Source organism: Achromobacter sp. B7 (assembly GCF_003600685.1).
Taxonomy (GTDB): Bacteria; Pseudomonadota; Gammaproteobacteria; order Burkholderiales; family Burkholderiaceae_B; genus Achromobacter; species Achromobacter spanius_B.
In genome coordinates this window covers 6,196,900-6,220,803 of the sequence record NZ_CP032084.1, presented here as the reverse complement: position 1 = coordinate 6,220,803, position 23,904 = coordinate 6,196,900, and the positions used below count along the sequence as shown (strand labels likewise).

Genomic DNA, 23,904 nt, shown 5'->3' with positions numbered 1-23,904 from the left:
CTCGCTTCCCCGCCTCTCAGATATGTCCGCTTACGCCCCTATTGCCGCCATTGCCACCGCCCCCGGAAGAGGTGGCATCGGCGTCGTGCGCGTTTCTGGTGCGGACCTGTCCGAATTGGTGCGGCGCGTTTTCCAACGCGAACTCACGCCGCGCCACGCGCACTATCTGCCGTTCAAATCCATCGACGGCGAACTGCTGGACGAAGGCATCGCCCTCTACTTTCGCGCACCGCATTCCTATACCGGTGAAGACGTGCTTGAGCTGCAAGGCCACGGTGGCCCCGCCGTGTTGCGGCGCGTGCTGGAAAGCTGCCTGGCGGCCGGGCGCGACCTGGGCGTGCGCCTGGCCGAACCCGGTGAATTCACGCGTCGCGCCTTTCTGAACGACCGCATGGATCTGGCGCAGGCCGAAGCCGTGGCGGACCTGATCGATGCGTCTTCCGTGGCGGCGGCGCGAGGCGCCATGGCGTCGTTGTCCGGCGAATTTTCATCGCGCGTGAACGACCTGTCCGACCGCATCATTCACCTGCGCATGCTGGTCGAGGCGACGCTGGATTTCCCTGAAGAAGAAATCGACTTCCTTGAAAAGTATCAGGCGCGTCCCACCTTGGACGCGCTGACGGCGGACCTGTCCAAACTGATCGCGCAAGCCCGCCAGGGCGTCATCCTGCGCGAGGGCCTGCATGTGGTGCTGGCCGGCCAACCCAACGTCGGTAAATCAAGCCTGCTCAACGCGCTGGCAGGCGACGACATCGCCATCGTCACTCCCATTGCGGGCACGACACGCGACAAAGTGGTGCAGGAAATCCATATCGACGGCGTGCCATTGCACATTGTGGACACGGCCGGATTGCGCGAAACCGAGGACACGGTTGAGAGCATCGGCATCGCGCGCACCTGGCAGGAAATCGAACGGGCTGACGTTATTTTGCATCTGCAGGATGCAACGCAGCCGGGCGATGAACTGGACGCGCAGATCACCGCGCGCCTGCCGCCCCGTACCCCGGTGTTGAAGGTGTTCAACAAGGTGGACCTGTTATCCACAGCGTTCACGCCGGGCGCGGGCGAACTGGGTATCTCCGCCAAGCGCGGGGCCGGCCTGGACGCGCTGCGCGCCGAACTCTTGAACATCGCAGGCTGGAACCCCGGCGCCGAATCACCCTGGCTGGCGCGCGAACGTCACCTGCACGCCTTGCAACAGGCGGCTGAACATTTGGAATTGGCCGGCGAACACGCGGGTCAGGACGACCGGGTGCTGGACCTGTTTGCGGAAGAGCTGCGGCTGGCGCATGAAAGCCTGACCAGCATCACCGGAAAATTCACCAGCGATGATTTGCTGGGCGAGATTTTCTCCAGCTTTTGCATCGGTAAGTAACCGGACAAGGGTCTGATTTGAAAGGCCATATAGCAGATAGCTTTCACGATCTGCTCCTCGATGCGCGTCCCTACGCCTCGTCAAGAAAACAGGATCTATCTCACGCGCTTATCGGACTGTTCTTATTTACCGGGTCTGGCAGTTTCTTCTAAAAGTGGTCATCGCTAATTGACGCCATCGACGACTACCAAAGTGGGTCGTCCCCAAGAGCACGCCATGCCCTCACCATCTGACTTGCCCACAACCCCACCATCCGGCGGTTACTCAAGGCTACGTTCAAGGCTGCAAGCCCCCCGAGAGCGACCTGATGAACACGTTGCCCGACCAACCCCATTGGTCGCGTCAAGTGGTGAATCCGCTGCCTGACATGTGCTGGGCCAAGCTACAACAGGGGGCACGCCCTTGGCTTTGGCTAAACGGAGCACACAGCGAAACTCTTGAAAAAGACGTGCTGGCAATAACCAGGGCTTTTAACTATCGCCGGCTGTGGCGCGACACAGCTGTACCTTTTTGGCGTGGACTACAGCATGGACCCGCCGACAGAAATCTGTGCGGCATGCGGCAATCTTGGCATGTTTGACGGCGACCGTTCGGCCAAGGCCCTTTGGTCCTATTTGCAAATCTTCATGGAACGAGGTCCTGAAGGCCTGCCCAAGCCCGCGCCGCTGCCGCCGCGACAAAGCCGCTGGCAAGAGACCCTGCAACCATACCGGGACTGGTATGCAGGGTTACGACGCCGGCTGGCGAAGCCCTATGGAATGTTCAAGGCTCCCCTCACCATCCCGCTCTGGCTGGGCTGGCTGCTCATCAACGCATTTCCGGACAGCGTCGAGGCCTTCATCCAGTACAACGTGCCGTACACGCTGTTCCCCAAGGAAATCGATAAGTTGTGCGGCTTCGGTGAGAAGCGCAGTCCGGTGATCCGCGTAAACGGGGAACGCATTGATCCATGAAGTGCTGCCGACGCATGACAGACAAGGCAATCGAAGGTCTGACTGAACAATATGAGCTTTTGCTCATGTTATTCACTCAGCTTTCCTTTCAATACCTCTTGCCAAATTTCACCTTTAGGCGTCACCTCTCGACGTCAGTTTTCGCCGCCACTTTCCACACCGCACGCTGCGCGCGCTCGTTGTTCGCCAGTGATTTCGCATACACCGATTCCGGCCGTATCCGATGTGCAATGACGTACCCCGTAATGCAGGCCAACATCAGCGGCAGCATCACTTCATAGCTCAGCGTCATCTCAAAAATCATCAGCGTCGACATCAGCGGCGCGTACGTGGTGGCGGCCAGCAACGCCCCCATGCCGACCACGGCATAGCTGGAAATTGCCGACACATCACCCGCCGGCAACAGCGCTTGCAAGCCGCTCGCATACAGCGCACCCAAGGCCGCTCCCACAAACAGCGTCGGCGTGAACACGCCGCCGACCGCGCCCGACCCCACGCTGGCGCCCGTGGCCACTATCTTCATCAGCAAGATGGCCGCCACGGCCTGCCAGGCCCATTGCGTATGCAGCATGCTGTTGACCACGCTGTAACCATTGCCCCAGACCTGGGGGTTGACGACCGATAAGGCACCGACCACCAGTCCGCCCAACGCCATCCGGAGCCAGAGCGGGAAGGGCAGCCGCGAAAACGTGGCGCGCGACAGATCCAGAAATCGCAGGAATTGAGGCGCGACCAGGCCTGCGGCCACGCCCAGACCCAGGTAATTGATCACTTCCCACCCCGACACAAATTCAAAATGCGGCATATGGAAGACAGCGTCGTAGTGCAGGATCTGGCGCGTGACGATGTTGGCCACCACTGACGACACCACAAGCGGCACCAGCGTGGCGGACGAAATCACGCCAAAGACGATCTCGGATATGAACAAGGCGCCCGCAATGGGCGCGTTATAGGCGGACGTGATGCCTGCCGTGGCCCCACAGGCGACCAATAGCCGCAGATGGCGGGGCGGCAGCAGCAGGAATCGGCCGGTCAGCGATGAAAACATGGCGGCCAGCTGGACCATCGGGCCTTCGCGCCCGATCGACGCCCCGGAGCCGATTGAAAAAATGGACGACAGGCTGCGCGCGAGTGTCTGGCGCAGGCCAATGACGCCGCGGCCAATGGAAATGGCTTCCATATAGTCGGCTGCGCCCCGCTTTGGCAGCCACCGGGCAGCCATTTGCAGGACGAGACCGGCGACGGCGCCCCCCGCAGCGGGCAGCAGGAACCGTTGCCAGGGGTCCAGCCCCCGCGCCAGCGACACCATGCCGCGCGGAACCTCTTCGCCGCCCAGCAACATTTGCGTCCAGCCCAGCAGTTCGCGAAACACCACGGTTGCCAGGGCGCCGAACAGCCCCATCAGCGCCGCCGCACACAAGGTGGCGGGCAGATTGTCGGCCACCAAGCGGGCCCTTAACCGGTAAACCAAGCCGTGTTTCGCCCTGGATTTCATGATGCTTTTTTCTATAGCCATCGCCGGATTTTACGGCGGAAGCTGCTCACTTTTTGTTCAGTCCCCTGTCAAGAAAGCGCCGGCGCGCCCCCTCGAATGCCCGGTCGCCCAAGTGCCTCAAAAGGCGATTTTGACCCCCTGCAAGGGCGAAAAACCCGGTAGGCAACGGCCGGTTTTTCGGGGTAAAAGTGCCGCTTTCCATCCTATTTCCCATGGCCGACCCTGTGGATAACTCCTAAGTAGCCAGGTTGTGCACATTGTGTGGAGGCAAGTTGAACAAGGTGGTGTTTTTGGGGGTGGCCGAAATGTTGTCCAACTTCAACTTTTTTCCCACACAGAGTTCTTGCACAGGCAAAAACCGCTGCAAGCTGATGAAAAGAATGAGGTTTTCAAGGTTAAGGTAGTTATCCACAGGCCTTATTAATCATTAGTCTTTATATAAAGAGAAATAAAGGAAAAGCCAAACATGCTTTCCCATTCCGCCCAGCCACTCCCCCCCGGACTCCGTCCATGCGCATCCTTCTGATAGAAGACGAAGCCGAACTTGCTCGCTGGCTTTCAAGAAGCCTGGCCCGACACGCGGGCTTTGTCGTTGAATGGGCTGACGACGGATTGGTCGCCGAAAGACGGTTGGCAATCGAAGAATTCGATGCGGTCGTCCTGGATCTGGGACTTCCCGGTATGGACGGCCATGCCTTGCTGGCAAAAATTCGCGCGCGAGACGATCGAACGCCGGTGTTGGTCTTGACCGCGCGCGATTCCTTGGCCGAAAAAATTGGAACGCTGCACCTGGGTGCAGACGATTTCCTGCCGAAACCGTTTGTTGTGGAAGAGTTGGAAGCGCGTTTGATCGCACTGATTCGGCGCAGCCGGGGACGCGAACACCCGCGTCTGTCTCTGGGAAACCTGGTTTTTGAGACTGCGGCTCAAAAATTCATGGTCTCGGGACAGACTTTGCAGTTATCCCCACGTGAACATGCCGTACTTCGGGTGTTGATTCAGAAAAGTGGCGAGCCCATCAACAAGCAGCAAATTCTTGACCGCATCGTCACGGACGATGCGGACATCAACCTGGAAGCCATCGAAGTGCTGGTACACCGCCTGCGCAAGAAATTGGCGGATACCGGTGTGCAGATCGTGACCATGCGGGGCATGGGCTACTGCCTGGAGAACCTTGTTGACAACTAGAAATCCGAAAAAAACGGGTTTTTTCGCGGGAAAAAAACGTAATCGCACCCTGAAAACGCAGTTGCTCTGGTGGCTTATCCCCACGTTGGTCCTGGTGATGATGGGCGCGCTGTGGCTGTCGAACCATCAACTGCGCAACCAGGTCGACATTGCCTATGACCGATCGCTGGCTGGCGCGCTTCGCGCGATCGACCACAACATATCCACAGCCAGCGGTGGATTAGCCATGGAACAGCCTTACCTGATGCTTGAATTTTTTGAGCTGACGGCCAATGGCAGCGTTTTCTATCGCGTGGCAACCGAAGACGGGCTGGCCGAAATCGGGCATCCCGGCTTGCCGTTGCCCGAGCAGCCGCTGGAATCGGGCGAACCGCGTTTTTTTTACGCGACCTACCAGGGCGCTCCCGTGCGCGTCGCCGCCCTGGCCCGGCCGATGGATCCGCCCCTGTATGCAAACAAAGGGGGACGGGTAATCGTGCAGGTGGCCGAGGGGTTGGAAGGCCGCCAGGCGTTCATGCACCAGGTGCTGTTGCGCTCGGTGGAACGGGACCTGGCCGTGATTCTGATCAGCGTTCTGGTCATCATCCTAGGGGTTTTCATGGCGCTGCGCCCGTTGGTTCGACTAAGGCAGGAGGTAGAAGGGCGTTCTGGAGACGATTTAAGCCCCGTCAGCGCATCCGAGATGCCGGGCGAGGTCCTGCCCTTGGTTTCGGCTGTAAACCTCCACATGGCCCGTTTTGCGGCCCAGGCGAGGGTGCAGAGCCAGTTCCTTGACGACGCCTCGCACCAATTGCGCACGCCCTTGTCCGTTTTGCGTACCCAAACAGCCTATGCCCTGCGCGAAACAGACCCCCAGGAGGTCCGTACAGCCCTTCTGGCGATGCAGGAGGGCCTGGACAGGGCCGTGCGCACCACCAACCAAATGCTCGCCCTGGCGCGCGCTAAGGACGCTTCCGTGGCCGAAGGGGGGTTTACCGCGGAACCGGTGGATCTGGTCGAGCTGGCCGACGCCGTCATCAGAAGCCTGCTGCCCGCCGCGCGAGCGCGTCAGCTGGACATCGGGCTGGAAGCGGAAAGTCGGCCGGTATGCGTCAGCGGCGCGGAGTGGCTACTGCGCGAGGCCGTCACGAACCTGGTCGATAACGCCATCCGCTATGCGCGGCCGGCCGGCGAGGTCACCGTGACGGTGCACGTGGAAGGGAGCCAAGCGCGTCTGGCCGTCGAGGACGACGGCCCGGGGATGTCCGCGGACGACATCGCGCGGGCCTGCGTGCGCTTTCGCCGGGGTGCGGCAGGCAAGAACACGTCGGGGGCGGGCCTGGGCCTGGCCATTGTGGGCACCATTGCCGGAATACTGGGCGCCACCCTCGTGCTGGAAAACCGCACGCCCTTGCCGGGCTTGCGTGCGGCCCTGGTGTTTTCCCTGGCGCCCGCCCGCAACCGCGACCCCGATGCTGCGCCGCGTCACGAAATCGGGCGAAATTGAAAGGCTTTGGAAAGCTTCGATTTTGTACGGTAGGGTCCGCTGGGCCCATGCAGGCAAGGCATCGCCGGCCTGGCGGCATCAGCCATACCTAGACCTATAAAACCTGGAGAAGAGACAAATGCAGACCAGCCTGAAGCTGCGCCTGGCCGCCGTGGCCGCACTTGGCGCGATGACCCTGTCCCTGGGCGCCGCCCACGCCGCCGACGAGCCGCGCCGCCCCGAATGCATCGCACCGGCCCAGCCGGGCGGCGGCTTTGACCTGACCTGCCGCCTGGCGACCGAGGGCTTGAAGCAAAGCGGCGCGATCAAGAACACGATGCGTATCGTCTACATGCCGGGCGGCATCGGCGCGGTGGCCTACAACAACATCGTGGCGCAGCACCCCAATGAGCCCGGCACCATCGTCGCGTTCTCGGGTGGTTCGCTGCTGAACCTGGCGCAGGGCAAGTTTGGCAAGTACAACGTCGACGACGTGCGCTGGCTGGCGGCCATCGGCACCGACTACGGCGTGGCTGTGGTGCGCAACGATTCTCCGTACACGGACCTGAAAAGCCTGATGGACGCGTTCAAGCAGGATCCCACCAAGATCGTGCTGGGCGCCGGCGGCACGGTGGGCAGCCAGGACTGGATGAAGGCGGCGTTGACCGCCAAGGCGGCGGGCGTGGACTTCAAGAAGATGCGATTCGTCGCATTCGAAGGCGGCGGCGAAGCGGTCACCGCGCTGCGTGGCGGGCATATCCAGGCGTACATGGGCGACGCGGCCGAAGCGTTCACCATGCTGGAAGGCGGCGCACCGATCCGCGTGCTGGCCGTGTTCAACGACCAGCGCCTGCCCGGCAAGTTGGGCACGGTGCCCACGGCCAAGGAACAGGGCTACGACATCGTCTGGCCCATCATCCGGGGCTTCTACGTGGGTCCGAAGGTGTCCGACAGCGACTATCAGTTCTGGGTCGACGCGTTCAACAAGGCGACTGCCTCACCTGAGTTCGACAAGCTGCGCCAGCAACAGGGCCTGTTCCCCTTCAACAAGACCGGGCCCGACCTGGATGCCTACGTCAAGAGCCAGGTCAAGGTCTATGGCGAACTGGCGGATTCGTTCGGCCTGATCAAGAAGTAAGCCGGCCGCAAGGCCTTCCCACCGATCGCGCCTTGCCGGCGCCCCCGCGCCGCCGAGTTTGTCGGTGGCGCGCGGGGCGACTGCGTCCGCGCATTCATTCACAACGGAAAGTGGATCATGAACGATCGAATCCTGGGCATCGGCGCGTTGGCGCTGGCCGCCTTCATGACATCAGCCGGATGGGGCATCGAAGCCCCGTTCGCCTACGAACCTGTCGGCCCGCGCGCCTTTCCCCTGTTGGTGGCGGCCATGATCGGCCTGTGTGGCCTCTGGCTGGTCTACAAGGGCGGCCACCCCGTTGAATCAAACCCGCCGGGCGCCAACGGGCGCATCGCGCTGATGATGGCGTTTACGGTCGCCTACGCGTTCCTGTTCCAGTGGCTGGGATTCATCGTCGCGACCACCCTGATGACGGTCTTCGTCGGCCGCCTGTTTGCCGGCAGCTGGATCAAATGCGCCATCGGCGGCATCGTCATGAGTCTTCTCTTTTTTGTGTTGTTCGACAAAGTGCTGGACGTCGTCCTGCCGGGCGGCTTGCTGGAGACCCTGCTATGAGCAGCATTCTTGATCATCTTTCGATCGGATTCGGCGTTGCGTTTTCGCTGACCAACATTTTGGTTGCCATGATCGGTTCGTTCATCGGCACCTTGGTGGGCGTGCTGCCCGGCCTGGGGCCCGTCAACGGCGTGGCGATGCTGATTCCCATCGCGTTCGCGATGAACCTGCCGCCGGAAACCGCGTTGATCCTCTTGGCCGCGGTGTACGTGGGTGCGGAGTATGGCGGCCGTATCACGGCAATTTTGCTGAACGTACCGGGCGAGGCAAGCGCCATCATGACGACGCTTGATGGTTACCCGCTGGCGCGACAAGGCATGGCCAACGTGGCGTTGTCGCTATCGGCATGGTCGGCGTTTTTCGGCGCCATCGTGTCGGTGGTGGGCATCATCCTGCTGGCGCCGTTGTTGGCCAAATGGGCGTTGGCGTTCGGGCCGGCCGAGTACTTCGTGCTGATGATCTTCGCCTTCTGTTGCCTGACCAGCTTGCTGGGAAAACAGCCGGTCAAAGGCGTGCTGGCGGCGATGATCGGTCTGTCGATTTCGGTGGTCGGCGTGGATGCGAACTCGGGCGTATATCGCTACACGTTTGAATCGGTGCACTTGGCTGACGGTATTGATTTCGTGGTGGTGGTTATTGCGTTGTTCGCGGTCAGCGAGATGCTGGAAATGTTGGAAAAGGTGATGGCCGGGCATAGCGTCGAGGTCACGCCCAGCGGGCGCAAAATTTTCAATCTGAAAGAGCTGGCGTTCACGTGGTGGAGCGTGGTGCGCAGTGCGCTGGTGGGCTTCGGCGTGGGGGTGTTGCCGGGGGCGGGCGCAAGCGTGGCCGCGGCGGTCGCGTATTCGCAAGAAAAACGCATCATCGAAGCCAAGGACCCCGATGCCAAGTTCGGCAAGGGCGACATGCGCGGCCTGGTCGCGCCGGAGGCGGCCGCCACCGCATCGGCGATCGGTTCTTTTGTGCCGATGCTGACGCTGGGCGTGCCCGGGTCGGGCACGACGGCGGTCATGATGGGGGCGCTGACGCTCTACAACATCACGCCGGGGCCGGTGCTGTTCGATACGAAGCCCGAACTCGTGTGGGGCCTGATTGCGTCGTTGTTCGTGGCAAACGTGCTGCTCTTCGTCATGAACGTGCCGCTGGTGCGCCTGTTCTCGAAGGTACTGTCGGTGCCGGGGTGGTTGATGGTGCCGGGCATTCTGTGCATCAGCTATATCGGCGTCTATGCCATCAACGCCGGCACGTTCGACCTGTTGCTGGTGGCGGGCATCGGCGCGCTGGGATACTTCCTGCGCAAGTTTGGCGTGCCGATGGCGCCGCTGGTGCTGGGCGTCGTGCTGGGCAACATGATGGAACAGAACCTGCGCCGTGCCTTGTCGATGACCGATGGCGATGTGCGAGTGTTGTTCGCCAGTCCAGTGTCGATGTCGATGTGGGCGGCGGCGGTTGCGGTCGTCGTAGTTCCGCAGATTCTTCGCCGCGTGCGGCGCGCGCGAAAAGCGGCAGAGAATGCGGCTTGACGTAGGCAACAGGGGCGCTTTTAAGCGCCCCTGTTGTTTGATTTATGAATATGAGTAATCACTCATATTCCGGTGCTTTGGTTTTGGTTTTGGTTTTGGTTTGGCCTCTGGCTAGACTTGCGCCAATCGTTCCAAGGCGGCGTCCAAGGTCGCGTCTTTCTTTGCAAAGCAGAAACGGACGATACGGTGGTTGGATTCCGCCGCGTCGGGTTGGCGATAGAAAGCCGAAACGGGAATCACGGTCACGCCGTGGTTGACGGTCAGGTCGCGGGCGAAGTCGGCTTCGTTCTGCTTGGAAATCTGGCTGTAGTCCGCCAGCAAAAAGAACGTGCCCGGGCTGGGCAACGGCCGGAAACGCGTCTTGGCCAGGCCTTCCGACAAACGATCGCGCTTGGCTTGGTAGAACGCCGGCAAATCCAGATAAGGCTTGGGATCACGCATGAACTCGGCCAGCGCGAACTGCATCGGCGAGGGCACCGTGAACACCATGAATTGATGCACCTTGCGCAGTTCGGCGCTAAGTTGGCGCGGCGCGCAGCAGTAGCCGATTTTCCAGCCGGTGGTGTGATAAGTCTTGCCGAAAGAAGAAATCACGAATGCGTGTTCGGCCAGCAACGGACGACGCGCGACGCTGGCGTGCGGCTTGCCGTCAAACACGATGTGTTCGTAGACCTCGTCTGACACCAGCAAAACGCCGGTGTCCCGAACGATGGCTTCCAGCGCATCCAGGTCGCTGTCATCGAGCACGGCGCCCGTGGGGTTGTGCGGAAAGTTCAGCATCAACAGGCGCGTCTTGGACGTGATGGCGTCACGCACGCGCTGCCAATCGATGCGGTAGTAGGGGTCGGCTTCGGTGGGCGCGCGCAGCGGCACCGGGACCGCGGTGCCGCCGGCCAGACGGATCGCGGGCAGGTACGAGTCATAGCAGGGCTCGATGACCACCACTTCGTCGCCGCTGCCGACGGCGGCCAGCACGGTGGCCATCAGGGCTTCGGTGGCGCCGCTGGTCACCGTGATTTCGGTTTCCGGGTCGTAGGCGTGGCCATACAGGGCCTGGGTCTTTGCCGCGATGGCTTCGCGCAAGGGCGCCACGCCGGGCATGTACGGATACTGGTTATGCCCGTTCGCCATGGCCTGTGTGACCAGCGCGCACAGCGCTGGATCGGGATCAAAGTCGGGAAAGCCCTGACCCAGGTTGATGGCCTTGTGCTCGATGGCCAGGCGGCTCATGACGGTGAAGATGGTGGTGCCAACGTCGGGAAGTTTGGATCGGATCATGGTGGATGCGAGGGAATGCGCGATGGGCGAAGAGAGTTTTCGTAAGTATCCCACTAACTCATAATTCGTTTTTTTCGCAATGAGCGAAAGCGATGAACGTGGACGGAATCGTGCGGCGGAACATGTTGTTGAGGGTGGCGGGGGGATTGTCGATTGCGTCGGTGGGCGCGCTGTTGGCGGTGTGGGCGCAACTGCCCTTGCCTTGGATGCTGGGCGCCTTGCTGGCGACGGCTGCAACGCGTATTGCTGGCGTGGGAACCGCCTGCCCGCGCCCGGCGCGCAATGGGGGCCAGTGGGTGATCGGCACGTCGCTGGGTTTGTATTTCACGCCGCAGGTGGTGGAACACATCGGCGGCAACGCCGGCCCCATCATCGTCGGCATGGTGTTCGCCCTGGGGCTGGCGTTCATGGGTACCGCGATGCTTCGCCGCTATACGGATGCCGACTTTAAGACTGCCTGGTTTGCATCGGCCATCGGCGGGGCCAGCGAAATGGCCAGCCTGGCGGAACGCCACGGCGCGCGCATTGACCGCGTTGCCACAGCTCATAGCGTGCGCGTCCTGCTGGTGGTGATAACGGTGCCGTTTATCTTCCAGTGGTGGGGCGTGGCCGGCCTGGATCCGACGGTGCCTGGACCCCAGAGGGTGCACGGCTCGGGCCTGGCCGCATTGGTGCTGCTGACGTGCTTGGGCGGGCTGGCATTCATGAAGCTGCGCTTGCCAAATCCGTGGGTGCTGGGGCCCATGGTGGTGGCAATGCTGTTAACTGTTTTCGGCATTGAACTGTCCGCGCTGCCCGACTACGTGCCCAAGGCGGGACAGCTGCTGATCGGCTGGTCGCTGGGAGACCGTTACCGACCGGATTTCTTTCGCGCGGCGCCGCGTTTTATTGCGGTGGTGGCCGCCTTCACGCTGGGCGCCCTGGTGCTGGCTTTTGGTTTGGGCGCACTGCTGTCGTATTGGTCGGCAGCCCCGGCCCCGACGCTGATATTGGGGACGACGCCGGGGGGCATTGCTGAAATGGCCATCACGGCCAAGGTGCTGCAACTAGGCGTGCCGGTGGTCACCGCGTTTCACGTTACGCGCATGGTTTTTGTCGTGACTGCGACGGGACCGATTTACGCCGTTCTTGCGCGGCGGCAAGCCTAATTCCGCAGTGCGGGCCTTGGGCCGAGTCTGAAAAATGCGACATTGGGGTAAACAACAATATGAGTCGCCGATGCCGGATGAGTATGCTGATTCCGCAGTTGATTCAAGCAGCGCGCGGACTCGTTCTGTTGCTTGGCGACGAGCGAGAACACAGCGGCAACGCAGGGTTTTATACCGGTCGTTCAGTTCTCACGGCGTCCCCCTTGATTCATTGCATTTCAAGTTAATTACAGGACGCTAGAGAAAATGGCTCAGAAGGGCAAAGTTAAGTGGTTCAACGCTGACAAGGGTTATGGCTTCATCACCCCGGATGTTGGCGGAACCGAAGTTTTCGCACACTTTTCCGCCATCCAGGGCCGCGGCTATCGCAGCCTGAACGAAGGGCAGGAAGTCGAATTCGAAGTTAAGGATGGTCCGAAAGGACCTCAAGCGGCCGAAATTCGCCCGCTCTAAATCGGGAAATCCCTTTTCCCGTCTGCCAGGTCCAAACCTGGCTACAACGCCCCAAGATCTCCGGATCTGGGGCGTTGTTTCATTTGTGCGGCCTAATGGTCAGCAACGCCTCTGGGTCAGCGACAGCTTAATGTTAGTGTCCACTAACATGTTCTCAAACCTTGGATAACTCTGTGGATAATTATTTTTGAGCATCGAGGTTTGGGTGCTCATTAATGAAGCACCGTGCTCGGCATATACGGGGTTTTGCACAGATTTTTGGTTTTTACCATTTACTCGATGGCGCCGGCCAAGCAAGGCTCAAATGGCGGCCTGCCATGCCCTCGTATCAGAAGAAAACCAGCATTTCCCCAGGGAAAACGGGCGCTTGGCGGCACTTTTCAATGGGGCCGTCTTTCGGATGGGGCCGCCCTCGATGAGGGGTTTAGCGGCCGTTTAGACCGGCCTTTTTTTCATTTCGGCGCGGTTGTTCACAAAGATATCCCCATCCCGGTTATGCACAGATTCTTGCCCGAAAGCCGCCAAAATAGCCTGCTCAGCCTGTGGATAGAATTGGGGATAGGAACGCGGGCCGGCCCGTTTTGGCATCGCGTCCAGCCCGCCAGATTGTGCTTTCGCTGTTCGCTGTGGGAGTTTTCTGCCCAGGCCGCGTCAATCGCGAAACAGGTTCTCTCCAAGTGCGGAAGAACTCTGCGAAGCCGGCCGAGCGAGTTTTCCACAGGGTTCACATGAAACCGCCGCCTCTCCTCCAAATGGATGATGGCGCACGGCGTTTCCGCCGGGCAAGATACTTGTGCAATCAATAATTGCTGCGCCCGTGCTTGCGGAAAATACGCGTGACAAAAACGGTAAGTCTGCACAAGTTTGTGGATAAGCCGTGCGCGAGTTTTCGTCGCAATTTGACTTGCCGCTGCGGATCTAGTTCCCGGCAATGGCGATCGCTTCAAATTAAAAGTGTGCAGGACTTGTGGGCGGTATTGCGTGCGGATTGGCATCTTATCCACAAAGTTGTCCACGTGAAAAATAGCGTTCGCTTGGGTTTGGCTTAATGCCAGATTACTCGCGCGTCTGACGGGGAATTCCTCTTATTTGAAGCGGGTTCTCCTATGAAGCCCGCTCTAGTAATTTAAATGCCAATGCTGATGTTGCCGTCGCGGACTGGCTGGTTTGAATCACGGTAAGGCCCGGTGGTTGTCGTCGGCCCAACAAGTTATCCCCAAAGTTGTTCCACGTGAATTCGCCTGCGGTTATTAGATTTTCAGCTCGCCAGTTGTTGATAAGTCGTTCGTCTGGGTTTCAGGAATGGAGTCGACTTACTCACATGACGGTGTGCATAACCTGGAGCCATTAGGTGGCCTCCGACTGATTGGCCCGTCCTCGGAAGTTCGACGCTGGCGCGACCGTGAGAGTTCGAATTCGGGAGCTGTACACAAATGCTCTGTCGGACTTATTGCATGGCGATGCAAGCGGTGATATTTCCTGGGCTCGATTTTTGCTGTACAGAAAAGTTTGCCTTCGCGCTCTCCGTGGTTTTGTCGGTGGACGGTTTACCTAAATAAGAAAATAACGGCTTGTTCTGGGTAAGGGGTAGGGTAGGGGGTAGAAAACGCATTTTTTTAGATATGGGCGTTGCGTTTTCTTTGCAGTTAATTGGCCGAGTCATCGCGCGCTCAAGGCCGATCAAGTCGATGCAACGTTGCAAGTTTGGATAGACGTCGGCATACACGCGAGGATGTTCCACGTGAAACACCCGCGTTATGGCGATTACGCGTCAACGAGCGCGCGGGTGTTTCACGTGGAACAAATACCGCAGGCATGATTGAAGAGATTGTTGTCCTTTCCCCTCGGGCGCTTAACCGATGTTTCACGTGAAACGTCGCCCGCTACTACTTCATCGGACCGTGGATACAGTGCAACCATTCCACGCGAAACGGACCGCTGTTTTCTTTGCCCACTACGTTCGGCATGGTTTCGACGTTTCACGTGAAACATCGCGGACGGCCGGTTGTTCCACGTGAAACATCGGGGTGGGCTCAGGATCAAGGGCGAGGAACCTCCACGCCGACCCCCGTCAGCTCGCCAGCGTGCTATTCGTTCTTCACATCCGGCGATATGTTCCACGTGAAACATTGAACGGGACGCCGGCACTTGCCGACATATTCGTCGATCGCACCTACCCGCGCGTTGTCAATAACAGACGCCGCAGCTGCAACCGCCGGCTCAATCTGAGTGCCGGAATGTTTCACGTGAAACATGCAATCCCTGCCTCTATAATGAGCACCGAACGCCTTCTTATCTTTCCTTCCCATCATGGACTATCCCCGCGAATTCGATGTCATCGTCGTTGGTGGCGGCCACGCCGGCACTGAAGCGGCACTGGCTGCTGCCCGCGCTGGCGCGCGCACGTTGCTGTTGACGCACAACATCGAAACCCTAGGCCAAATGTCTTGCAATCCCTCCATTGGCGGGATCGGCAAGGGCCATCTGGTTAAAGAAGTCGACGCCCTGGGTGGCGCGATGGCTTTGGCCACGGACGAAGCGGGGATTCAATTCCGCATTCTCAACGGCTCGAAGGGGCCAGCTGTGCGCGCCACGCGCGCCCAGGCCGACCGAGTCCTGTACCGTCAAGCGATCCGGGGCCGCCTGGAGAATCAGCCGAATCTCTGGCTGTTCCAGCAAGCGGTGGAAGACCTGATGGTGGAAGGGGACCGTGTCGTTGGCGCTGTGACGCAGGTTGGCCTGAAGTTTCGTGCAAAGACCGTTGTCCTGACGGCCGGTACCTTTCTGAACGGCCTGATTCACGTGGGACTGCAAAACTATTCGGGCGGTCGGGCGGGTGATCCTCCCGCCATTTCCCTGGGCCAGCGACTGAAAGAACTGAAGCTGCCGCAGGGGCGCCTGAAGACCGGAACGCCCCCGCGCATCGACGGGCGGACCATCAACACCAGCATCCTGGAAGAGCAACCCGGTGACCTGGACCCGGTCCCCGTGTTCTCTTACATGGGCAATGTGTCCATGCACCCCCGCCAGCTTCCCTGCTGGATTACGCATACCAACGCGCGTACCCACGACATCATCCGCGGTGGCCTGGACCGTTCCCCGATGTACAGCGGCGTCATCGAAGGGGTGGGCCCGCGATACTGCCCGTCCATCGAAGACAAGATCCATCGTTTCGCCGACAAGGAATCGCACCAGGTCTTCCTGGAACCCGAAGGGTTGGATACGCACGAGGTCTATCCCAACGGCGTCTCCACCAGCCTGCCGTTCGATGTGCAGCTAGAGCTGATCCACTCTCTGCGGGGGCTGGAAAACGCGCACATCATGCGCCCGGGCTACGCGATCGAATACGACTACTTTGATCCACGTGGATTGAAGAGCACCCTTGAGACCAAAGCGATTGGCGGTCTGTTTTTCGCGGGTCAGATCAACGGTACGACCGGGTACGAAGAAGCTGCCGCGCAAGGCCTGCTGGCAGGCGTCAACGCCGCGCTGCTTTCCCTTGGCCGGGACCAGTGGACGCCGCGCCGCGACGAAGCCTATCTGGGTGTGCTGGTGGATGACCTGGTCACGCGCGGCGTGACCGAGCCTTATCGCATGTTCACCTCGCGTGCGGAATACCGGCTAAGCCTGCGCGAAGACAACGCCGACCTGCGCCTCACCGAAATCGGTCGACAGCTGGGTATTGTTGACGACGCCCGTTGGGACGCCTTCAACCGCAAGCGGGACGCTGTGGCGGCGGAAGTGGAACGGCTAAAGTCCTCGTGGGTAAATCCGCGAGTCATGCCGGTAGAGATTGCCGAGCCGTTGTTGGGCAAGGCGATTGAACGTGAGTACTCACTAGCTGATCTGTTGAAGCGCCCGAATGTTTCCTATGAAGCATTGATGGCCGTGCAAAACGCCGACGGCTCATTGTTGGCCGGCCCCGGCGTGGTCGCTGACGACATCCTGGCCGAACAGGTCGAAATCCAGGTGAAGTACGCCGGCTACATCGCGCGGCAGCAAGATGAAGTCCAGAAGCAGATCTCGCACGAGCTGCAGCCCATTCCGGCGGACGTCGATTACGACGCCGTGACCAGCCTGTCGTTCGAAGTGCGCCAGAAGCTCAAGACGCATCGCCCCGAAACCGTCGGCCAGGCCGCGCGTATCTCGGGCGTGACCCCGGCCGCGATCTCGCTGCTGCTCATACACCTGAAGCGCCTGCACTACGGCTCGCGCAAGCAAGCCGCATGACCGCCCACACCGATCAGGCCGGCGCTGACATGGCCGGCCGCCTGTCTCGTGCGTGCGAGCAGCTGGGGCTGCCTGCCGATGCAGATCAGCAAGCCAAGTTGCTGAACTACATGGCGCAGATGCAGCGCTGGAACCGCACGTACAACCTCACCGCCATCCGCGATCCGCAACAGATGTTGATCCAGCATCTGTTCGATAGCTTGTCGGCCGTGGCGCCGTTTTACAAGGCGCTGGGCGACGCGGGCGTATCGGCAAAGGTCTACGACGTGGGATCGGGCGGCGGCTTGCCAGGCGTCGTTCTGGCCATCATGCAGCCCGCATGGTCGGTGACCTGCATCGACGCCGTTGAAAAGAAAACCGCATTCGTGCGTCAGATGAGCGGCGCGCTCAGCCTGCCGAATCTGCACGCACTGCATGCACGCATCGAAACGCTGGAGCCCGCCGAATGTCACATCGTGACCTCGCGGGCCTTTGCTTCGCTGGACGATTTTGCGCAGCTTGCGGGTCGCCACGTGCGCAACGATGGTACCCTCGTCGCGATGAAGGGCAAGGTCCCCGAAGAAGAAATTCTTGCGCTGCACGCGCGCGGGGACTGGCAGGTCGATCACATTCAGCCGCTTCGCGTGCCGGAGCTGCAAGCAGAACGCTGCCTGATCTGGATGCGCCGCAATCAAGGGCGCGGCGAAGGACGCAGTCAAGGAACCCTATGAAGAACTTACCCCCCAGCACAGCCGCCCGCGTCTTCTGCATCGCCAACCAAAAGGGCGGTGTGGGCAAGACGACGACCGCCATCAATCTGGCGGCGGGCCTTGCCACGCACAATCAACGCGTGCTGCTGGTGGACCTGGACCCGCAGGGCAATGCCACGATGGGCAGCGGCATCGATAAGAATGCGCTGGAATCGAATCTGTACCAAGTGCTGATTGGCGAGGCCACCATTGAACAGGCCCGCGTGAAGTCCGAATCCGGCGGCTATGACGTGCTGCCGGCCAATCGCGAACTTTCCGGCGCCGAGATCGACCTGGTTCAGATGGAAGAGCGCGAGCGCCAGCTGAAAAGGGCGATCGATACTGTTTCGGGCCAGTACGATTTTGTATTGATCGATTGCCCGCCCACGTTGTCGCTGCTGACGCTTAACGGCCTGGCCGCGGCGCACGGCGTCATCATCCCGATGCAGTGCGAATACTTCGCCCTTGAAGGCTTGTCCGATCTGGTCAACACCATCAAGCGCGTTCACCGCAACATCAACGATGATTTGCGCGTGATCGGATTGTTGCGCGTCATGTTCGATCCGCGCATGACGTTGCAACAGCAAGTGTCCGCGCAACTTGAAGCGCACTTTGGAGACAAGGTGTTCAAGACGGTCGTGCCCCGCAACGTGCGCTTGGCCGAAGCACCCAGTTACGGCATGCCGGGTGTCGTGTATGACCGCGCGTCACGCGGCGCACAAGCCTATATCTCGTTCGGCGCCGAAATGATCGAGCGCGTCAGAAAGGATCTGGATTAAGCCTTTCGCCATGTCCGTCACCGCGCTCTTTTCCCGCCCCGTATCGCCCACGTTTCGCCCGCCGCCTGCCGACGAGCGCGACCGCCTGCGCGTGCGCCTGGAAGAGGCCGCGTTGAATGCCACGGCGGTGCGCGCGCAGCTGCTCTATGATGGCTGGCTCGTGCGTTTTGCAGCGTCGCCCGCCAAGCGGGTGCGCAGCGTCAACGTGCTGGGGTTATCCACACGTCCGCTGGACGAGCGGCTGGCGTATTGTTCTTCGTTGTATGCGCGCCAGAGCTTGCCCATGGTGCTGCGCATAACCTCCATCGGCCCCGATTTCTCGCTGGATGCCGAGCTGGAGGCCCGAGGCTATACCTACACCGGTGAGACCCGAGTCATGAGCATGTCGCTCGCCCCCAGACTCAGCGCCCGGGGCGGCCTGTCTTTCAGGAACGTCGACACCGATCGCTTCGCGCAAGCGGTCGGCGCCATGCGTGGGTCTACGCCGGAGCACATCGTCGAACACCAGGCGCGGCTGCAAGGACTGGCTGTGGATAAGCTGCCCGTGCTGGCATTCGATGCCGCCGGGCAATGCGTCGCCGCAGGCCTGGCAGTCCGCGACGACGACTTGGTGGGCCTGTTCGACATCGTCACCGATCCCGCGCAACGGCGTAAAGGCTATGCCGATGCCTTGATGGATCACCTACTGAGCCAGGGCGCCTGCGGCGGCGCCACGACGGCATATTTGCAAGTCGAGCCGGACAATACCGCCGCGCGCGCCCTGTATGGCCGCTACGGTTTCAAAGACTGTTACGCGTATTGGTACCGCTTGCCCGCCGAGCAGCGGCACGCCTGAGCTTCGGCCCAGGATACAAAAACAGAAGGAAAGAGGATTTAACTATGGCCACCAAGAAACCCAAGGGATTGGGTCGCGGACTGGACGCCTTGCTTGGCGCGGACGCGCCTGCGATCGACAACATCGGCAAGGCCGCCGCGGCCAAGCCCGAGGGTCCGCCATCCACCTTGCCCATCTCGAAGATGCGCGCCGGCAAGTATCAGCCGCGTACGCGCATGGACGAGGGCGCCCTGGGTGAGCTGGCCGAATCGATCCGCACGCAAGGCATCATGCAGCCCATTCTGGTACGCGGGCTGGGCGATTCCGCGCCTGGCCATTACGAGATCATCGCGGGCGAACGCCGTTTTCGCGCCGCGCAACTGGCCGGCTTGAAGGAAGTGCCTGTGCTGGTGCGCGAGGTGGCCGACGAAAACGCGGCCGTTATGGCGCTGATCGAAAACATCCAGCGCGAAGATCTGAATCCGCTTGAAGAGGCGCATGGCGTGCGCCGTCTGCTGGACGAATTTGGTCTGACGCACGAGCAGGCCGCGCAGGCGATCGGGCGTTCGCGTTCGGCCACCAGCAACCTGCTGCGCCTGTTGAACCTGGCGGCGCCGGTGCAAACGATGCTGCTGGCCGGCGACGTAGACATGGGCCACGCGCGTGCGCTGCTGGCGGTGGATGCGGCCACGCAGATCCAGTTGGCCAACCAGATCATCGCGCGCCGCCTGTCGGTGCGCGAGGCCGAAAAGTTGGTCGCCAAGACCGCCAAGGACGCCGAGTCTGCCTCGTCGCCGCGCAAGAAGGCCAACGGCGCCTCACGCGACCTGACGCGTCTTGAAGAGGCGCTGTCCGACCATCTGGGAACGCGCGTTGCCTTGAAGGTGGGCGCCAAGGAAAAAGGCCAGATCGTCATCGACTTCCATGGTTGGGAACACCTGAATTCGCTGCTGGAACGCCAGGGCTTGTCCGGGGTCGTGGATGCCTGAGCACGCGTTGCCGGTCATTGCCGTATTGGCCACGGGCGGCACCATCGCGGGCGCTCAATCCGACGCGACGTCGGCCGGCTACAAGGCCGGTTCGTTTTCGGTCAATGACCTGCTGGGCGCGGTGCCGCAGCTGGCCCGCATTGCGGATATCCGCGCGGAACAAATCGCCAACGTAGGCAGCCAGAACATGACGCACGCGGTCTGGCATGCGCTCGCTGCGCGCGTTGACGCGCTTTGCCAGGATGCCTCGGTGGCCGGCATCGTCATTACGCACGGCACCGATACGCTTGAAGAAACGGCTTACTTTCTCAGCCTGATCATTCAACACGACAAGCCCGTGGTGCTGGTCGGCGCCATGCGCCCGGCCACGGCCCTGGGCGCCGAAGGCCCGGCCAATCTCTACAACGCAGTGGCGCTGGCGCGCCACCCCGATGCGCGCGGCCGTGGGCCGCTGGTCGTCATGAATGAAGACGTGCATTACGCACGTGAAATCCAGAAGACCGCCAGTGCGGGACTGTGCGCCTTTGCGTCGCCCAATCGTGGTCGTGCCGGCGTGATGCATGGTGGCGAGCCATGTTTTTATTCTCGCAACACCACCGTTCATTCCGCACAAAGCGAGTTTTCACTCGCATTACTGGAAAAGTCCGGCTGGCCGCGCGTGGACGTGGTTTACGCCCATGCCGATATGCAAGGCGACGTGATCGACTTTGTTGCGCGAGCCGCCGACGGCATCGTGCTGGCCGGCGTGGGCGATGGCAATGCGCCTGATCTGGCCATCGGTGCGCTGGGTCGTGCCGTGGCCGACGGCGTGGCGGTGGTGCGGTCCAGCCGCACCGGCAGCGGTTTCGTGGCCCGCGATGTCGAATTGGACGACGGGCTGCTGGGCTTCATCGCTGCACGCGACTTGAACCCGCAAAAGGCGCGCATCCTGTTGATGCTGGCCTTGTCCGTCACGCGCGACGCGACGCAGATCCAGACCATCTTCGACCGCTACTAAAAGCGCGATAGCTACGACGCGCGCGGCACTTGCGCCGCCGCGTCGGGCTGCTGCGCCAACCCCAGGTTGCTGCGCAACATGTCGTAGACCTGCCGCGTCAGCGGATTGATCAGATCGCGTCTTATCCACAGGAAATAGGTCACGTCCGGCAAGGGCGGCAAGCCTTCCTTTTCGCCCAGCACGCGCATTTCAGGCCCCAACAGCTCTACGCTGCGTGCCGTCACGCCCAGGCCGGCGCGCAACGCCGCCTTGATCCCCACCAGATTCGGCGCCACGTAATTGGTATGCCAGCGTACGCGCGCCTGTTCCAACGCGTTCAAGGCCAAGCGGCGAAAAATGCTGGGCTCGTCGGCCAGCACCAGCGGAACGGGCGCGTGCGGGTCATGCACATAGTCGGCGGACGCCAACCATACCGTGGGAGATGTACGCAGTGCGACGCCTTCGAAGTCCTGATCAAACCGCGTCGAAATCGTCAGGTCGATCTCGCCGGCGCGCAGTGCGTCCATCAGGAAAGGGCTGCGATCCACCCGAATCTCCAGCTTCACCCGCGGCGCCGACCGGGCGATGTGCGTCAACAGCGTCGGCAGGATGGTGTCCGCCACATCCAGCGGCGCCCCCAGGCGCAGGTCTCCTTCCAGTGGGCCGTCCTGCAACGCGCGCAGAGCCTCATCGTTGATGGCCAGCATGTGGCGCGCGTATTCCACCAGCCGCCGCCCATGCGATGACAGCACCTTGTTGCGCCCCTGCTTTTCAAACAACGGCAGCCCGATGGTGGATTCCAGCCGCTGCATCTGCTGTGTGATGGCCGACTGCGTCTTGTGCAGCCGGTTGGCCGCCTCAGAAAAGGTGCTGTGCTGGGCGATAGCAGTCAGTGTGCGAAGCAGATCCAGATCCAGATTGCGCATGGTGCCCTCAACGTATTAGCGATGCTAATGAGATGTTAAGGCAATTTAAATTGTTGGTGCCCGTTCCCGGCGATACAGTAATCCCAATAACTCATGCACCAAGAGGGAAAAGCAAGGTGAACAACGCACATCCAAATCAGGCGGGCATTGAGGCCGCTATTGAAAATATTAAAAAAACTGTAGGAAATAAAGGGCTGAATCGAGACAGCCTGGACGCGGTCCTGCAAGAGTTGATTGGCCTTGCCGCGCACACCGACTGGTGGACGGGTGAACGGTACGCGCCGCCCGAGGACGGCGAACGGCAGGCCCGCTACCTGATCGCCGAAGACGACGACAAAAGCTACGCGCTGTACCTGAACGTCATGCGCCCGGGCAACAAGATCGTGCCGCACAACCACACCACCTGGGCCTGTATCGCCGCCGTGGAAGGGGTGGAATACAACTACGTCTACGACCGCCTGGATGATGGATCCGTGCCGGGCGTGGGCCGCCTGGAAAAGAAGGGCACCGTGGTGGTGGGCCCGGGCGCCGGCATTGCGTTGATGCCCGACGATATCCACGCCGTGGAAATCCAGGGCGACAGCGTCATCCGCCACCTGCACATGTACGGCCGCGCGCTGGAAACCCTGGACCAGCGCCTGGGCTTCGACCTGGAGGCCGGCACCTGCAAGGTCATGCCGATTGGCGTGAAGACGCGCCGCTGATCATGAAAAAGCCCTACCAGTCGGCGACGAGGCTGTTGCGTGCCGGGCGCCCGCATCAGGGGTGGGTGAACACCCCCGTGACGCGCGCCAGCACTTACGTATTCGACAGCGTTGCCGCGTGGCGCGACACGCGCACGCGCCGCGAACAAGAGCGCTTGCCTTCGTACGGCGCGCGCGGCACCGACAGCACGCACGCGCTGGAAGATGCACTGGTTGAACTGGAGCAGGGCCACCGCGCCGCGCTGTATCCCACCGGGCAGGCTGCCATTGCGATGGTGCTGCTGGCATTTTTGCGCTCGGGCGATCACGTGTTGGTCACCGACGCCGTGTATGAACCCGTGCGCCGCTTCTGCGTCGAACACCTGAGCCGGTTGGGCATCGAGTACACGTTTTATCGGCCCGATGGCGTTGGTGTCGAAGCACTGATCCGGCCGAACACACGCATGATTTACGCCGAGGCCCCGGGTTCGTTGACGTACGACATGCCCGACCTTTGCGACTTATCCACAGCCGCGAAAAAACACGATTGCTGGCTGGCTGTGGATAACACGTGGGCGTCGGGGTTGATATACAAACCGCTGACCTTGGGCGCGGATATTTCCGTGATGGCGGCGACCAAATACCTGGGCGGCCATGCCGACGTGATGATGGGCGCCGTGGTCACGAATGCTCGCGCCTGGCGCGCGCTGGAACGCGCCAATATCGACTTCGGCCAGACCGTGGGCGCGGATGACGCCTTCCTGGTCTTGCGCGGCATGCGCTCTTTGCCGTTGCGCATGGCGCAGCACGCCGCCAATGCGGCGCGAGTCGCTACGTGGCTTCAAGGCCGCCCCGAAATAAAGCGCGTGCTGTGTCCGGCGCTGCCCGGCGACCCTTCGCATGCGATCTGGCGGCGGGACTGCACCGGCGCCAACGGGCTGCTGACCCTTGAACTGGATGGCGCGTATACCGCGGCGGACGCCGACCGCCTGATCGACAGCCTGGAGCTGTTTGGTATCGGTGCGTCGTGGGGCGGTTTTGAAAGCCTGGTGATTCCTGTGCGGCTGGACACGCGTGCGCTGCCCGACGCAACGCCGCGCGGCGCCATGTTGCGCCTGCATATCGGCCTTGAAGACCCCATAGACCTGATCGGCGACCTTGAACAAGGGCTGTCCGCCATGACCAAAATTTCTCGTTCCCTTTGAATT

General features: G+C 61.2%; 20 protein-coding genes. 17 read left to right on the top strand and 3 right to left on the bottom strand.

All coding sequences use genetic code 11. The annotated features are described in order from the left end of the window. Positions 1–22: 22 nt before the first annotated feature. Both mnmE and DVB37_RS28180 read left to right on the top strand, forming a co-directional pair. Complete coding sequence (gene mnmE, locus DVB37_RS28185; RefSeq protein WP_120157351.1) at positions 23–1,375, top strand: tRNA uridine-5-carboxymethylaminomethyl(34) synthesis GTPase MnmE; 1,353 nt, start codon at positions 23–25, stop codon at positions 1,373–1,375. Between the two features lie 527 nt (positions 1,376–1,902). Then, on the top strand, positions 1,903–2,328 hold the full coding sequence (locus tag DVB37_RS28180) for a hypothetical protein (protein WP_162941302.1): 426 nt from the start codon (positions 1,903–1,905) through the stop codon (positions 2,326–2,328). Between the two features lie 121 nt (positions 2,329–2,449). Here DVB37_RS28180 and DVB37_RS28175 read toward each other — a convergent pair whose 3' ends face one another. Then, positions 2,450–3,844, bottom strand: a complete 1,395-nt coding sequence (locus tag DVB37_RS28175; protein ID WP_120157349.1) for a ClcB-like voltage-gated chloride channel protein — start codon at positions 3,842–3,844, stop codon at positions 2,450–2,452. Positions 3,845–4,333: 489 nt separating this feature from the next. Between DVB37_RS28175 and DVB37_RS28170 the strand changes: the two genes are divergently transcribed. From DVB37_RS28170 to DVB37_RS28150, 5 genes are all read left to right on the top strand, one after another. Beyond that, entirely contained in the window at positions 4,334–5,011 is a 678-nt protein-coding gene (locus DVB37_RS28170; RefSeq protein ID WP_046806072.1) for a response regulator, read from the top strand. Then, positions 5,001–6,497 carry a sensor histidine kinase gene (locus DVB37_RS28165; RefSeq protein WP_120157348.1) on the top strand — a complete coding sequence of 499 codons (1,497 nt, stop codon included), beginning with the start codon at positions 5,001–5,003 and terminating at the stop codon, positions 6,495–6,497. Before DVB37_RS28170 ends, DVB37_RS28165 begins: the two co-directional genes overlap by 11 nt. 169 nt (positions 6,498–6,666) lie before the next feature. Continuing rightward, positions 6,667–7,614, top strand: a complete 948-nt coding sequence (locus DVB37_RS28160; protein ID WP_370512721.1) for a Bug family tripartite tricarboxylate transporter substrate binding protein — start codon at positions 6,667–6,669, stop codon at positions 7,612–7,614. A 117-nt stretch (positions 7,615–7,731) separates the two neighbouring features. After that, a complete protein-coding gene (locus DVB37_RS28155; RefSeq protein WP_120157347.1) occupies positions 7,732–8,169 on the top strand; it encodes a tripartite tricarboxylate transporter TctB family protein in 438 nt (145 codons plus the stop codon). Beyond that, positions 8,166–9,692: a tripartite tricarboxylate transporter permease gene (locus DVB37_RS28150; protein WP_120157346.1), complete on the top strand. Its 1,527-nt coding sequence runs from the start codon at positions 8,166–8,168 to the stop codon at positions 9,690–9,692. The genes DVB37_RS28155 and DVB37_RS28150 overlap by 4 nt, the downstream gene beginning before the upstream one ends. A 111-nt stretch (positions 9,693–9,803) precedes the next feature. On the opposite strand, the gene DVB37_RS28145 is transcribed toward DVB37_RS28150, so the two are convergent. After that, positions 9,804–10,970, bottom strand: coding sequence for a pyridoxal phosphate-dependent aminotransferase (locus DVB37_RS28145; protein ID WP_120157345.1), 1,167 nt, complete (start codon positions 10,968–10,970; stop codon positions 9,804–9,806). A 92-nt stretch (positions 10,971–11,062) separates the two neighbouring features. Here DVB37_RS28145 and DVB37_RS28140 point away from each other — a divergent pair, with 92 nt between their 5' ends. The 8 genes from DVB37_RS28140 (at position 11,063) to DVB37_RS28105 (ending at position 21,108) form a co-directional block, all read left to right on the top strand. Then, entirely contained in the window at positions 11,063–12,118 is a 1,056-nt protein-coding gene (locus DVB37_RS28140) for an AbrB family transcriptional regulator (RefSeq protein WP_120157344.1), read from the top strand. A gap of 246 nt (positions 12,119–12,364) precedes the next feature. Continuing rightward, on the top strand, positions 12,365–12,571 hold the full coding sequence (locus DVB37_RS28135; protein ID WP_046806066.1) for a cold-shock protein: 207 nt from the start codon (positions 12,365–12,367) through the stop codon (positions 12,569–12,571). A gap of 2,310 nt (positions 12,572–14,881) precedes the next feature. Continuing rightward, on the top strand, positions 14,882–16,801 hold the full coding sequence (gene mnmG / locus DVB37_RS28130) for a tRNA uridine-5-carboxymethylaminomethyl(34) synthesis enzyme MnmG (protein WP_046806065.1): 1,920 nt from the start codon (positions 14,882–14,884) through the stop codon (positions 16,799–16,801). After that, on the top strand, positions 16,798–17,511 hold the full coding sequence (rsmG, locus tag DVB37_RS28125) for a 16S rRNA (guanine(527)-N(7))-methyltransferase RsmG (protein ID WP_120157343.1): 714 nt from the start codon (positions 16,798–16,800) through the stop codon (positions 17,509–17,511). The genes mnmG and rsmG overlap by 4 nt, the downstream gene beginning before the upstream one ends. Then, positions 17,508–18,308: a ParA family protein gene (locus DVB37_RS28120; protein ID WP_046806063.1), complete on the top strand. Its 801-nt coding sequence runs from the start codon at positions 17,508–17,510 to the stop codon at positions 18,306–18,308. Before rsmG ends, DVB37_RS28120 begins: the two co-directional genes overlap by 4 nt. 10 nt (positions 18,309–18,318) lie before the next feature. Next, entirely contained in the window at positions 18,319–19,143 is an 825-nt protein-coding gene (locus DVB37_RS28115; protein WP_120157342.1) for an N-acetyltransferase, read from the top strand. A 44-nt stretch (positions 19,144–19,187) separates the two neighbouring features. Beyond that, the gene (locus DVB37_RS28110; protein ID WP_046806062.1) at positions 19,188–20,111 is read left to right on the top strand and encodes a ParB/RepB/Spo0J family partition protein; all 924 of its coding nucleotides are present in this window, start codon (positions 19,188–19,190) and stop codon (positions 20,109–20,111) included. Further along, a complete protein-coding gene (locus tag DVB37_RS28105) occupies positions 20,104–21,108 on the top strand; it encodes an asparaginase (RefSeq protein WP_120157341.1) in 1,005 nt (334 codons plus the stop codon). The genes DVB37_RS28110 and DVB37_RS28105 overlap by 8 nt, the downstream gene beginning before the upstream one ends. An 11-nt stretch (positions 21,109–21,119) precedes the next feature. Here the strand turns inward: DVB37_RS28105 and DVB37_RS28100 are convergent, their stop codons facing one another. Beyond that, entirely contained in the window at positions 21,120–22,013 is an 894-nt protein-coding gene (locus DVB37_RS28100; protein ID WP_046806060.1) for a LysR substrate-binding domain-containing protein, read from the bottom strand. Between the two features lie 116 nt (positions 22,014–22,129). Between DVB37_RS28100 and DVB37_RS28095 the strand changes: the two genes are divergently transcribed. Both DVB37_RS28095 and metC read left to right on the top strand, forming a co-directional pair. Next, positions 22,130–22,717: a cysteine dioxygenase family protein gene (locus DVB37_RS28095; RefSeq protein ID WP_046806059.1), complete on the top strand. Its 588-nt coding sequence runs from the start codon at positions 22,130–22,132 to the stop codon at positions 22,715–22,717. Between the two features lie 2 nt (positions 22,718–22,719). Beyond that, positions 22,720–23,901 (top strand): cystathionine beta-lyase, encoded by a 1,182-nt coding sequence (metC, locus tag DVB37_RS28090; RefSeq protein ID WP_120157340.1) that lies wholly within the window; start codon positions 22,720–22,722, stop codon positions 23,899–23,901. Positions 23,902–23,904: the final 3 nt, after the last annotated feature.